The organism is Oceanobacillus chungangensis, from assembly GCF_003369565.1.
Classification (GTDB): Bacteria; Bacillota; Bacilli; order Bacillales; family Amphibacillaceae; genus Oceanobacillus; species Oceanobacillus chungangensis.
The window spans coordinates 239785-253313 of record NZ_PIOD01000016.1 but is presented as its reverse complement, the minus strand read 5'-3'; the positions used below and the strand labels follow the sequence as shown (position 1 = coordinate 253313).

Annotated in this window: 13 protein-coding genes; 8 read left to right on the top strand and 5 right to left on the bottom strand. The window is 35.4% G+C overall.

What is annotated here, in order from left to right; all coding sequences use genetic code 11:
• Positions 1 to 427: 427 nt before the first annotated feature.
• Positions 428 to 1564 (bottom strand): DNA polymerase III subunit beta, encoded by a 1137-nt coding sequence (gene dnaN, locus CWR45_RS14400; protein ID WP_115750554.1) that lies wholly within the window; start codon positions 1562 to 1564, stop codon positions 428 to 430.
• 198 nt (positions 1565 to 1762) lie between these two features.
• Positions 1763 to 3100 carry a chromosomal replication initiator protein DnaA gene (gene dnaA, locus CWR45_RS14395; RefSeq protein ID WP_115750553.1) on the bottom strand — a complete coding sequence of 446 codons (1338 nt, stop codon included), beginning with the start codon at positions 3098 to 3100 and terminating at the stop codon, positions 1763 to 1765.
• Positions 3101 to 4067: 967 nt separating this feature from the next.
• Here dnaA and rpmH point away from each other — a divergent pair.
• The 5 genes from rpmH (at position 4068) to CWR45_RS14370 (ending at position 6946) form a co-directional block, all read left to right on the top strand.
• Complete coding sequence (rpmH, locus tag CWR45_RS14390) at positions 4068 to 4202, top strand: 50S ribosomal protein L34 (RefSeq protein WP_115750552.1); 135 nt, start codon at positions 4068 to 4070, stop codon at positions 4200 to 4202.
• A gap of 286 nt (positions 4203 to 4488) precedes the next feature.
• Positions 4489 to 4842, top strand: coding sequence for a ribonuclease P protein component (gene rnpA, locus CWR45_RS14385; RefSeq protein WP_115750551.1), 354 nt, complete (start codon positions 4489 to 4491; stop codon positions 4840 to 4842).
• A gap of 145 nt (positions 4843 to 4987) precedes the next feature.
• The gene (gene yidC / locus CWR45_RS14380) at positions 4988 to 5767 is read left to right on the top strand and encodes a membrane protein insertase YidC (protein WP_115750550.1); all 780 of its coding nucleotides are present in this window, start codon (positions 4988 to 4990) and stop codon (positions 5765 to 5767) included.
• Positions 5764 to 6378 (top strand): RNA-binding cell elongation regulator Jag/EloR, encoded by a 615-nt coding sequence (jag, locus tag CWR45_RS14375; RefSeq protein WP_115750549.1) that lies wholly within the window; start codon positions 5764 to 5766, stop codon positions 6376 to 6378. The genes yidC and jag overlap by 4 nt, the downstream gene beginning before the upstream one ends.
• A 358-nt stretch (positions 6379 to 6736) precedes the next feature.
• Complete coding sequence (locus CWR45_RS14370; RefSeq protein WP_115750548.1) at positions 6737 to 6946, top strand: response regulator transcription factor; 210 nt, start codon at positions 6737 to 6739, stop codon at positions 6944 to 6946.
• A gap of 198 nt (positions 6947 to 7144) precedes the next feature.
• On the opposite strand, the gene CWR45_RS14365 is transcribed toward CWR45_RS14370, so the two are convergent.
• The 3 genes from CWR45_RS14365 to CWR45_RS20335 are packed head-to-tail and all read right to left on the bottom strand — an operon-like array spanning position 7145 to position 10728.
• Positions 7145 to 7570 (bottom strand): PH domain-containing protein, encoded by a 426-nt coding sequence (locus tag CWR45_RS14365; protein ID WP_115750547.1) that lies wholly within the window; start codon positions 7568 to 7570, stop codon positions 7145 to 7147.
• Positions 7571 to 10552: a type 2 lanthipeptide synthetase LanM gene (lanM, locus tag CWR45_RS14360; protein WP_115750546.1), complete on the bottom strand. Its 2982-nt coding sequence runs from the start codon at positions 10550 to 10552 to the stop codon at positions 7571 to 7573. It lies immediately after the preceding gene.
• Between the two features lie 47 nt (positions 10553 to 10599).
• Positions 10600 to 10728 carry a hypothetical protein gene (locus CWR45_RS20335; RefSeq protein WP_281271858.1) on the bottom strand — a complete coding sequence of 43 codons (129 nt, stop codon included), beginning with the start codon at positions 10726 to 10728 and terminating at the stop codon, positions 10600 to 10602.
• A gap of 777 nt (positions 10729 to 11505) precedes the next feature.
• Between CWR45_RS20335 and CWR45_RS14355 the strand changes: the two genes are divergently transcribed.
• The 3 genes from CWR45_RS14355 to CWR45_RS19885 all read left to right on the top strand — a co-directional run bounded on the left by CWR45_RS14355 (position 11506) and on the right by CWR45_RS19885 (position 13528).
• Positions 11506 to 11667, top strand: a complete 162-nt coding sequence (locus CWR45_RS14355) for a YozQ family protein (RefSeq protein WP_115750545.1) — start codon at positions 11506 to 11508, stop codon at positions 11665 to 11667.
• A gap of 248 nt (positions 11668 to 11915) precedes the next feature.
• Positions 11916 to 13292 (top strand): tRNA uridine-5-carboxymethylaminomethyl(34) synthesis GTPase MnmE, encoded by a 1377-nt coding sequence (mnmE, locus tag CWR45_RS14350; RefSeq protein WP_115750544.1) that lies wholly within the window; start codon positions 11916 to 11918, stop codon positions 13290 to 13292.
• A 71-nt stretch (positions 13293 to 13363) separates the two neighbouring features.
• Positions 13364 to 13528: a hypothetical protein gene (locus CWR45_RS19885; protein ID WP_170138873.1), complete on the top strand. Its 165-nt coding sequence runs from the start codon at positions 13364 to 13366 to the stop codon at positions 13526 to 13528.
• Position 13529: the final 1 nt, after the last annotated feature.

The window sequence follows — 13529 nt, the reverse complement described above, 5'->3', positions numbered from 1 at the left end:
AAGAGGACTTTTATCCACATGTGGATAAAAGTCCTCTTCTTCATTTTCTCTATTTAAAATGTCTTTTTGAATCATTTGCTGCAATTCCATAAATTGTGAACTAGTGTAATGTACAAATGACTCTAGGACCAATCGCTCCAGAAATTCACTTCGCTTTCCGCGGGGAGCTGGTGAGCCTACTCGTGCTGTCGCACTTCAAAGTCTCACCTAGGCTCTTCTTCCCGCAGGAGTCTTCGTGAATTTCTTCCGCTGGGGATTGTGCAGTAACTAGAAATAGCAAACTTGCTATTAATCGTAATTGATTTTATGCAAGTAATGGAGACGTTTGTAAATAAAAGTCATCCAGATTTGAAATCTCAATTTTTTCTAATCCAAAGTTTATATTTACAATGGAAAATCAATCGTCATTCTTTTATAAAATAGCTAATTAATACGTCCGAACCGGCAAGATTAATTGCTGAATTGAAGTATCATTCAATGGACGAATGATAAATGGACGCATAGCACCGGTAAAGTCAATTGTAACTTCGTCGTATTCAATCGCTTTTAGTGCATCGATCATATATTTTGAACTAAAGGATATCTTCAAATCTTCTCCATCAATCGATTGAATGGACATTTCCTCTTCAACATTTCCGATTTCTGGTGAATTACTCGTAATTTCGATTTGATTGTTGCCTTGTGTCGCCAATTTTACAACATTATTTCTTTCTTCTTTTGCAAGAAGAGAAGCACGATCAATCGTATTAAGCAGTTCCTTTGTTTTAACCTGGATTTTCGTTTTACTTTGGTCAGGAATTAATCTCGATGTTTCCGGATAATTCCCATCAAGTAAGCGCGATAAGAAGTTTAGATGTCTTGTACGGAATAAAATTTGGTTGTTCGTTACGCTAATTTCAACTTGTTCCTCTGCATCATCTAATATTTTGTTTAATTCATTAAGACTCTTTCCTGGAACAACGATATTGCGGAATTCTGTGTTTGCATTTGAAATAGGAACCTCTCGTGAAGCTAGACGATGACTATCTGTCGCAATAAAGGTGAGTTTATTATCTTCTAATTTAATATTCACTCCAGTTAGAATCGGTCTTGTTTCCATTGTTGAAACAGCAAAAACAGTTTGCTTAATCATGCTTTTTAATAAATCAATCGGCATTTCAAAGCTATCTTCTGTTTGGATTTTTGGTAATAATGGATATTCCTCTGCATCTTGTCCATTTAAATTAAATTCTGCTTTTCCAGAACGAATCGTTACTTTTAAATTATCATCTGATTCAATTTCTACTGTTTTCTCTGGAAGTTTGCGCACAATATCGGGGAAGTATTTTGCTTGTAATACAATACTCCCCTCTTCTATTTGTTCGACATTCACGATTTCGTTTTCCTCAGCTGGAATATACGATTCAATTGAAATATCAGAATCGCTACCAGTTAATGTTATTCCATGTTGTTTTGCTTCAATTTTTAATCCTGTCAAAATCGGAATAACGGTTCTTGAAGAGATTGCTTTCATCACATCTTGTACACCTGCGATTAATTGATCTCTTTGAATGATAAATTTCATAAAATAATCCTCCTATTGGAAGTTCTATATATATTTATTTTTATATAAAAAAATAGTAATAATAGTAATAAGCACTGTGATTATGTTGATAAGTCGATTTTTTGTATATAAGCTAAAGTTTTCCACATGTGGATAAGTTGTTCATAAGGATGTTTCCCTATTAACACTATTCACATGTGGAAAAACCCTATTGATAATTTAAAATGATTTAAGCCGTTCTTTTATTTCTTCTATTTCCCTACTGAAACTAGAATCCTCTGCAAGCATTTTTGAAATTTTATCATGTGCATGAATAACGGTTGTATGATCACGCCCACCAAATTCTTCGCCAATTTTCGGCAAAGAGAAATCAGTTAATTCTCTTGATAGATACATTGCGATTTGTCTAGGAAAGGCAATCGACTTCGTACGTTTCTTTGCAATAAAATCTTCCATGCGAACATTATACTTCTCGCCAATAATTTCCTGGATTCCTTGAATCGTTATTACTTTTGGTTTATTGCTTGGAATAATATCTTTTAATGCATCTGCTGCAAGCGACGCATCAACATCCTTGTTTACTAAGGAAGAATAAGCTACTACACGAATGAGTGCACCTTCAAGCTCACGAATATTAGTATCAATTTGATTCGCAATATAAAGCATGACCTCGCTTGGGATATCTAGTCCCTCTGCCTTTGCCTTTTTAGTTAAGATGGCGATTCTTGTTTCAAGATCTGGTGGCGTAATATCAGTAATCAATCCCCATTCAAATCTTGAGCGAAGTCGGTCTTCGAGTGTTGGAATTTCTCTTGGAGGTCGATCACTCGAAATAATAATTTGTTTATTTTCTTCATGCAATGTATTAAAAGTATGGAAAAATTCTTCCTGGGTTGATTCTTTTCCAGCGATAAATTGAATATCATCTATTAAAAGCACATCCACGTTTCGATATTTATTTCGAAATTGCGCTGTTTTATTATCCATAATTGCATTAATAAATTCATTGGTGAATTTCTCTGATGTTAAATAGACTACTTTCGCATTCGGATCATGCTCCTGAACATAGTGTCCGACAGCATGCATAAGGTGTGTTTTACCAAGACCTACACCACCGTAAATGAATAGAGGGTTATATGCCTTTGCTGGGGCTTCAGCTACTGCAAGTGAAGCTGCATGTGCGAAGCGGTTACCAGCTCCAATTACGAATGTGTCGAAAGTATATTTCTCATTTAACATGGATTTCGATACATCATTATTTACAATCGCTTGCTTTTGTACTGGTTTTACATCACTAATTTCTGGTATCGAGTCAGGAATAATAAATTTTGCTTGTAATTTAGTACCCGTAATTTCATCGATAATATCAGATATAAGTTCAGTATATTGCGTTTCAAGCCAATCTCTAGCAAATTCATTTGGTGCAGAAATGACCAAGGTATTTTTTTCTAGTGCTTCTGCTTTTGTATTTTTTAACCATGTATCAAAGCTAGGTTTGCTGACCTTTTCTTCGATTTTTTCTAAGGTAGCAAGCCAAAGCTCATTGATATTTTCCAAAATTTACTTCACTCCTTTCATCGGCAGATCAGAAACAATAAATGTTCTTAAAGTACATTCATTTAATGTTATGTTGCCACATAAATAAAAATAGAATCTTGATTACATGACAGAAAAAGCCTCTCTCAATCTAAAAAAGATGGAAAGGCATTTCTAATATGAGCCTAATCTTTAGGGAAAAATAGAGGCAACTATTTATTTAGCAGAGATTTTTCAGTAGAAAAAAATAATAAATATTACTTGTACTGGAACAGCCGCGTCTAGCTCCAGCGCCCAACGACTAGCGAGACTTTCCCGACCTCATGACAATCTAAAGAAGACTTGCCGATTGGTGAAACAAGAGGTCTAGTCGCAATAATACCCTTGTAGTCGTTAAACCGTCGCTTGCGCCTTTGTCCTGTGGATGAAAAAAGTAAGATATAATAAAGGCTTGCAGCAGTTATTTACGTTATCCACATCACTGTTGAAAAGGTTATACGTCCGGGTGTGAATTACTATCCACAACTTATCCACAGTTTGTGCATAAGTGAAATAGGGTAGATAGATTTCCACAGGTGAAAACACTAATATAATAACAAAAAAAACGTTTTGATGCAATGGTTTTTAAACACTTATCCACAAACACTAGCGGTTGTACATAACTATTGTCCACACCACTATATTTTGTGATTATCTTGTAAATAATTGTTGTGGATAGAAAAATAATGTCGAAATTTGGTTCACAAATGGTGTGGATAAATTTTTTAAAAAAGAAAAAAGTTCTAATCAAGTCTCTAGATAGCGGACTTGATTAAAACTTTTTTAGTAAAGATATCGATCTAATCATCATTTTCCATAAAAAATGAAGTTGACAGATTGGGGGTGTTTTACGTATAATTACTTAGAATGTTGGATGCAGTGGTAATAATGAAGCTTAATAGCTTAATATAAGTAGGATATCTAAGTCCCTCAGGGAGGTGCAATATAAATGAAAAGAACATTTCAACCAAATAATCGTAAACGTAAAAAGGTACATGGCTTCCGTACACGTATGAGTACTGCTAATGGACGTAAAGTTCTAGCACGTCGTCGTCGTAAAGGAAGAAAAGTATTATCTGCATAAGGCCACTGAAGTGTCAGTGGTTTTTTTACGTTAAAGACCGTTTTATACAGGAAGGAACCTTTCGTTTCCTTCCTGTATAAATATATTAAAGTCTCGTTTGACTACGTTTTAAGTACATATTTACAATAAAATATGGATATGCTTGGTAGATAGTGCATCCAAGCTTTTGAAATAGTTAAGAAATATTTTAGAAGAGCAAGTAGGGAGTGCCTGATAAGACCTAAGTAGAAAGAAAGGGATTTAGGAGTATGTTATCCTTTCTTATCTCTTAAAAAAGGTGATTAGAATGAAAAAAAAATTTCGAATTAAGAAGAGTAAAGAATTTCAGTACGTTTTTAAAAAGGGAAAGTCTTTTGCCAACCGGCAGCTTGTTATATACTATGTGCAGAAGCAGGAGCAGGAATACTTTCGTGTAGGACTATCTGTAGGTGTAAAGATTGGAAACGCTGTAACCCGTAATCGAATCAAACGCTATTTGCGCCAAGCCTTTCAGGAGCTAAATGATAGGATTATACATCCCCATGATATTGTAATTATTGCCCGTCAGCCAACAAAGAATATGAGTTATGAGGAAATAAAGAAGAGTTTAACTCATTTACTATATAAGGAATATTTATTAAAAAATACGAATCAAGATTAGTTTACTATAGCTACAATAAATGAATTAAGCTAAAATAGCAGTTAGTATGAGGCTTTAGGTAGTTAAGAAGGACATAAGTGCAACTAAGGCCGTTACCGAAATGCTTGGCTAAACTTAAGTTTTCTAATGTTAAGGAGGAAAAAAATTGCGCAAAAAGTATTTATTGCTCTTAATCTTAATCGGATTAGTAGCAATACTTTCTGGTTGTACTGAAATTGATCAGCCAATTACCTCGGAAAGTGAAGGAATTTGGAATACTATATTTGTCTATCCACTTTCATGGGTAATTATTAAAATTGCAGAAACTTTTAATAATAGCTACGGTTTATCGATTATTATTGTTACGATCATTATTCGTTTAATCTTAATGCCATTAAATATTAAACAAATTAAGAGCTCAAGAGCAATGCAGGAGGTACAGCCACTGCTAAAAGAGCTTCAGACGAAATATAGCTCGAAGGATCAGAAAACACAACAGAAATTACAAGAAGAAACAATGAAGTTAATGCAGAAGCATAATGTTAATCCACTTGCTGGATGTTTGCCTATTCTAGTGCAAATGCCAATCATGATTGCGATTTTCCATGCAATCAGTCGAACAAGTGAAATTAAAAATTACAGTTTTCTCTGGTTTGAACTTGGTTCACCCGATCCATACTTTATTTTACCAATCTTAACTGCTGCATTTACTTTCTTACAGCAAAAGATTATGATGTCGACCAATACATCATTGAGTAGTAATCCGCAAATGGCAATGCAAATGAATATGATGCTTTACATGATGCCAATTGTGATTGGGGTTACAGCTATATTCTTCCCAGCTGCACTTGCATTGTACTGGGTAACCGGTAATATCTTTATGGTTATTCAAACATTATTGATTAGTAAACCAATGATGAGTAGTAATGGAGGAGACAAAAAGTGAAACAAATAACTGCTAGCGGGCAAACAGTTGAAGAAGCGGTCCAGTCAGCACTAGAGCAGTTAAACACCACGAAGGATCATGTCGAAGTCGAAATTATTGATGAAGGTAAAAAAGGGTTACTTGGACTATTTGGTGCAAAACGTGCCATTGTAAAAGTAAGTCTTACAAAAGATCCGATTGTCGAAGCAGAAAAGTATATTAAAGAAGTAATAAATAACATGAATATGAAAGTTGATATAACAACTCAGGTCAAAGGAAAGCATATTACCTTTAACCTGAGTGGCGAAAACATTGCTTTGCTTATTGGCAAACGTGGACAAACATTAAATGCACTTCAATATTTGGTCCATCTTGTTCTGAACAAAGACAAAAAAGCTTATTATACCGTTACATTAGATGCAGAAGGCTATCGAGGACGAAGAGAAGAGACACTAGAAACGCTTGCACTAAGAATGGCAGATAAAGCACTAAGACTTAATAAAAAAGTTGCATTAGAGCCAATGCCGGCATATGAACGGAAAATTATTCATAGCAAGTTGCAGAACCATAACTCGGTATCCACCTATTCAGATGGGGTCGAGCCACATCGTCACATTGTAATCAAACCTTAGATACTCTCTAAGGTTTTTTGTTTGCTTATTTTAGTGAATTGTCGCTACTTAGAATTCTAAAAAGGGGGATAGATGTTGGAACTCAAAATAGATAGGTTCGTTTCTGCTCAACACCGCTACGCGCGTGCATTACCATTAGGAAAGCCCGTCTTTCTGATCGGGTAATTATGCCTAATAAATTTACTCAACGGGCTATAAGGATTATTTTTTAAAAATATAAAGGATTACCCATCTCCTATGTCAAAATTTATGGATAGATACTATTTTAGTGCGAATAATTGACAGGAAAGGGTGAATCTCAAAGAAACAATAATTTTTATTATTTAATAATTCTATCCTATTAAAAGGTGGTGTATAAATGAATGGAACACAGATCGAAATAACTCCTATTGAGCATCAAATAATTAAACTTATCGCAAATGAGCAAACCAATAAAATGATTGCAGAAGAACTAAATTATTCCCAAAGATCCATTGAATATCATATTCATACCATTTGCAAAAAGTTAGAAGTCCAAACAAGAGTCGGTGTTGTATGTAAAGCATTTCAATTACATATTCTACCTTAAAAAGCAGATAAGCATTTTTGCTTTCCAAAGAATGAAAATGCTCATCTGCATTTTTATTACTTATGATAAGCACGGTAGCTCGCTAACTAAGTAATGAGTGTGCTACTTTTTCATCTAAATACTTAATCAAAAAAACTCTCCCTATAAGTCCCACTGCAACTTGAATCTCTACATTCATAGGCTTGCCAATTCGTTGAATCATGCTTTACCGGACCAGCCTTGATTGAATACGATTAAGAAATCTTGCAATTCCCTTCCATGCAATAGGGGGCGAAGGATTAACGATTTATTAAATACCTCCCCATTCCCATGATAAATAATTCTTATCGTAGAAAAGCCAAATAGCTGGCGTATCCGATTTTCTCTAATTTGCAATGCTTGAATTAGCTTTACTGGAATTAAGGATTGCCTACGATCGATTACTCCCCGATTGATGACCAGATGTTCTTCAGCTTTCGTTACGGAAAAGTTAATATACTTCATGATATTGGATAAAAAAGAAACGACAATCGTTAGAACTAATAGAATTACTACTGATACTATGAGTGAACCGCCATTATCAAATTGAAAATGATTTACAAGGAAGCCCTTAAATACAGCCTCGTGCCTAAGGCTGTATTTCATTTATCCCCTTAGAACCGATGAAACCTGATTGATATTCGTTAACCGGAGTAACTGATAACCTATACCAGTCTGACCAGAATATAAACCAACTGATCGATAACCAGCTATATCATGTAATTGATAAAACCCAATCTTCCTTTTATTTTTCAATATGAAATCTGCAATCTTCATTGCTTGTGCTTGATACTTTTCATTTCCCGTTGCCTCATATAATATGCAATACAGTTCCATCATACCGGCATTTCCATGACATAAACAATCATTGTTTAGAAGAGGGAGCTTTAAGTTATCTATCATCTCACACGTCTCCAATGAATTCTTATGTGATAAAATGAGCGTTTCACCAATCAAGTTACCAACCTGTCCATTGCACCAGGACACAGAGAGGGATGATCTCCTTTTGGTAGAGAAGCTTTTGTATATAAAAGCAGAAAAAGACGAATACCGCTCCTCTCCCGTAAGCCTGCCTAATTCTTGGAATACTGTGGTATAACCCATGGCGCCATGACCAAATCCGTCTTGCTGAATATTATTTATGTCCAAACTAGTAATTATATAATCCGCAACACGCTGGCATTCCTTAAGAAACTTTTTCTGACCATACTTTCGATAAAAACGCATGCACATGGATAGATAGCCTAATAGGCCATTTATGTAGTCTAGTGCTTCCTCCTCTTCCAGCTTGATTGGTTGCATCTCATCTAATCCGATTTCCTCTAAACGGCGATCAATAAAGTCATAATCCTTTTGAAGGTAGCTTTTCGAATACAGCAGCCCATATGCATTGCTGCTAATTCCTGTCAATCTCTTATCCTCATTTCTCATATCAATGGAAGCTGTAACCTTTTGGGCAAAAGCGAGAAACAGATGGTCACCAGTCATTTCATATAACTTTGTGAAAAATAAGACAATTCCTGACAAGCCGTGATAGAAATTTGCTTTCATTGGCTGAAGCGCATGATGTAAATCATTTGTATATTGAATCCACGTTACCCTTCCATCCTTCTGAATGCTTTGACTCATAATGCTTCGACCTATTTCCTTTGCTTCGTTAAGATAATCATTTGTCCTAGCGCGTCCAGTTAATGAGCTCAAATTTAGCCCTGTGCTTTTCGTCTGATATATTTCTTGAGAGATGGAAAGACGGATCAAGGCTAATTGCTTTTGCAGATCGATTTCTCCTAATTGATTTAGCTTCTTTTTAAAGAGGGTGAAGGAATCATATTTCAATCCTTTTGTAATAACATTTCGAGCGTGATCGATAAGGGTGTTTGTACCAACTTCATTATAAAAAACTGGGATATCGTGAAAAAGTAATTGCTGCTGCTCTGAGGCGACGATTTGCTGATAAGAAATATTATAGGACCATAAATTTTCTAATATTTTTTCTCTATCCAGCATATTTTGGAGCAAATCTGGATGCAGGGAATGATTCAATAATTCATAATAAAATTGTGAATGCCGAAAAATCATCCGAATGGTTAATCCCTTTTCTGCTGCTGCTTCTTCTAGAATCTCATTTCTATGGGCCTGCAGAATATGATATGCCTCTTCAAAGCCCTGAAGAATGTTGTCTAGATAGTGTTTTGCTTCACTTTCACTTTTCGGAAGGTTTTGAGCACCCTTAATCGTTCGGTAGATTTGGGCATATTGTATTTCATCTGTATGATCATGAATTAGCGTCCAAATTTTTTTGGGATAGGTTTCCTGTTTTCCTCCAATTGCACTAATATCGATATCGTTCTGTTTACGAGACATAATATTTGGGAGGAATCCAGTTGAACTGACATTCAAAAATAAATTCTCATGGATAAGATTTTGGAGAGAATCGTCCCTAAAATAATGGGCAGGCTGCTGCAAGATGGATTCCGTATCAATAATATATGGATTCATTTTTTGAGCAATGATATTTTCCATATGAATGTCTGTTGCATTCAATCCATATAGAACAGCAAGTAATTGCCCTGCTCTAAGGTAAAACTGCTCCAGTTCTGCCTCTGATGTACAAAATTGAGCAGAGATATATTCTTGGAATAAATAGTCTTCATCTGCCTCCGTCTGTATCAGCTTTAATTGTCCAGAAGAATCCTGTCTATTCAAGAGGCGAATCACTCTTATTAATAAATGATCACTACTCGAATATTTCGGTTTATAAATGAATTGTGCTCCCGATGTCAGTATAATTTTTGCAACCGATTTTCCATTATGGTGTGTGTCGCCTAAATGGAAATCAATATGCTCTATCCGAATCGGCTTCTCATCGCCAGCAATATGTTTTATAAACATCGCATGTTTCTGAATACGTTGAAACAATTCCTCTATATTCGTGAGGTAGTTTTCGGTTGCAGTACTGATGAGGCGAGCAAGCACAATGTATTTATTGAAAAAATCCCAGATCTGTTCTGTTTGACTATAATATTCCAAAAAGCTAATATAACGTTCAGCGGAGTCTGCTCCAAATAATTGATTTTTTTCCTTTTTTATATGTAATTCATGGACTAAGGTTTTTTTAGCCAAATTAAGAATGAGCTGCTGATAGGATTCTATTAATGAAGCAACAAGGTTAGAACCTGCTAAATCACCAGTTTCCAAGACTATTTGTTTAAGCTTACCGGAAGTGTACGTAATGAAAGGTCGTAGAATATAGGTGAAATCCTTTTTTGGAAATGGATCATTAGATTGACAATGAACTACTCTAGATAAAATTTTGTACCATTTGGACGCTTGTGCAAATCTAGTAAATAACACTTGCGCCTCTGAATCTACAGAATACAATACAGCTTGAGAGAATATATCTTGTCGATACTTATTTATTTGAAGCATGGTTGCAAATTCTTCATCTGACAGAACACTCATATCCTCACGCCAGAAATTTAAGGAAGGCTCATGTAAATTACTTTGTTTTCGATGCTTAATGAGATGATAGCGTTCTGGGATGGTTAATGCCAGATGTAAATTAGAAAAGTGAGTAATTGGATCCACCTCCTATTATCAAAAATCCTATTGCCATACCTAATTATGACAATCAATTATGCACAAATTCTCGTATACGAAAGGAAAATTGTCCAAAGGTTCTTTTCTTGGTGTGTATCCATATTATCAGATTTGTAGAATGCCTCTAATTCTTTTTTTGACGTGTTTTTTAAGCTTTTCTCCATTTTCTTCACCTCCTTCACTAAAGATAGAATATCTATGACAATAGGATTTTTGATTGCCTAATTGGTAGTATAAGCATCCCATACAATACGCATGGCATGCCCTACTATAATACTTGGGAAACATTAACGTCTAATTTGTGCCTTTGTGGAAACCCTTAATTTATCCACAACTGTAATCTACCAAGATTACTAGATAAATTCAATAGAATTTTGATAGTTTGCGCTTTTCCGAATCTTAAATCTGATATCTTACAATAGCTTTTATTTCTGGAAATAATTCAACGTGAGATATACGGAAGAAGAGTTGCTAGAACCTTGTTTTTTTTTAGAAGCAGATTGCATCAAGTGGGAAGGAGAAGAGGGGAATTGACGTTTGAAAATATTAGGTTTATTTATGGTTTCTCCATTCGCTCTGCAATTTGGGTATTTTGGGGTGTTCTATGTATTTTTATCATGTTTAAGACTATAAAGGAACTAAAGAATGCAAAGTAACCTGGAAATGGAGTTGTTAAAATCCGCAAAATTTCAGTAGAAAGTAAGATTCTATTTGCTTGGACAGTTTCATTGCTTACAACAGCAGCTCTTCTTACCGCAGAAGTCTCTGTGTATTTTCTGGTCTGAGGTTTTGAGGAGTCATGTATAAAGAAATAGCTTACGTGTAAAGCAATGTAACCTTTTAAGTGAAATATTAGCTTCTTTACTAGTACAAACTTTTCACCTCATTTGTTTATTTAATGTTTTAAGCGGGAATATGAATAATGAAATGGGGGATTGAAAATGGCTAAGAAATCGAAAGTAGAAGATGTCGCGGATAAGGTATTTGACCGAGACAATCAGGATAAGGACGATGAAGCATCTAAAGGATTATCTGAAACCCATAAACAAGTTTCAGATACGTTGTCAGATGGAACAATTGATCATAAGAAAAAAGACGAATAATGAAGAAACCAATAAGTATAATACAACTAAGCAGGGGGCTTGTTAATAACATGCCCCTTTACTTATGGTGTCACGAAACCAAATTATTAACATGTGGATAATTTGGTTTTTTATATTTCTTATATATTTCTTGTGGATAAGTTTATTTTTTAGTAGAAATATGTTATCCTAATTTGTTAGTGACGTTAAAAATAATTCATGCGTTATTAATATAGATAAATGATGGAAAAATGTAGGAGGTGTTACGGATGGAGACAGACACAATTACTGCGATATCAACTCCGATTGGGGAGGGTGCAATTGCAATTGTTCGTTTGAGTGGGCCAGATGCTGTTTCAATCACTAGCAAAATTTTCAAGGGTAAAAATCTGCAAGAGGTTAATTCACATACGATTAATTATGGTAAAATAATTAATCCAGAAACTAATGAAATTGCCGATGAAGTAATGGTTTCTGTCATGCGTGCACCAAGAACATTTACCCGTGAAGATATAATTGAAATAAATTGCCATGGTGGAATGACCGCTGTAAAGCGTGTATTAGAAGTGGTATTGAATAATGGTGCAAGACTAGCAGAACCTGGTGAATTTACGAAACGTGCATTCTTAAATGGCCGAATCGATCTTTCGCAAGCAGAAGCGGTAATGGACTTAATCCGTGCGAAGACAGATAAGGCGATGAATGTTGCTTTAAAACAAATGGATGGCAGACTTTCTGGATTAATCCAGCGGTTACGTCAAGAATTATTAGAAACCGTTGCCCAGGTTGAGGTTAACATCGATTATCCTGAATATGATGATGTTGAGGAAATGTCGCATGAAATGATGCGAACGAAGACAAAAGAGGTTCACGAAGAAATTGAGAAGTTGCTTAGTATAGCGAAGCAAGGGAAGATTTTACGTGAAGGCTTAGCTACTGCCATTATTGGCAGACCAAATGTTGGGAAATCATCTTTAATGAACACACTTGTTCAGGAAAATAAAGCAATTGTAACGGATGTACCAGGAACGACAAGAGACATTATTGAAGAATATGTCAATGTTCGAGGGGTTCCGCTAAAATTAGTCGATACTGCAGGAATCCGCGAAACAGAAGATATTGTTGAAAAAATTGGTGTCGAACGATCAAGACAAGTATTGAAGGAATCCGATCTCATTCTTTTCGTTCTGAACTATAATGATGAACTAGTAGAAGAAGATGAGAAGCTGTTTGCAGCAATCAAGGGATTTGATTATATTGTTATTATTAATAAAACAGACCTAGCGCAAAAGCTAGATTTAAATAGAGTAAAACAACTTGCAGGCGATCAGCCAATTGTATCCACTTCTTTAATTGAAGAAGAAGGGATAGATGCATTGGAAAAAGCAATTGCGGACACGTTTTTCGAAGGTGAGTTAGATGCCGGTGATATGACTTATGTTTCAAATGTAAGGCATATTAATTTGCTAAAGCAAGCAAGTAAAGCATTAGAGGATGCAATGGAAGGCATAGAAATAGGGGTGCCCATTGATATCTTACAAATAGATGTAACACGGACATGGGAATTATTAGGTGAAATAGTTGGCGATACTGCAAGTGATAGCCTTATTGATCAGTTATTCTCGCAATTTTGTTTAGGGAAATAGTGCCTCAAAAGTGGAAGCACCCGTTTAACGACATACGGACTGCGCCCCACAGGATGTGGGGTGGTTCGGTGTTGACAGGACGTCGCGTTTTTAACCGAACTTCCCCTTCAAGCGAATTGATGTTGATTAATCGTACGGAGGTAAGGGAAGTCTCGCTGGGCGCTGGAGCTGGATGTGGCTTAACCGTTAGCCTAATAGATAAAGATATTAAATTTGATAAAATAAAGAAAGGATAAA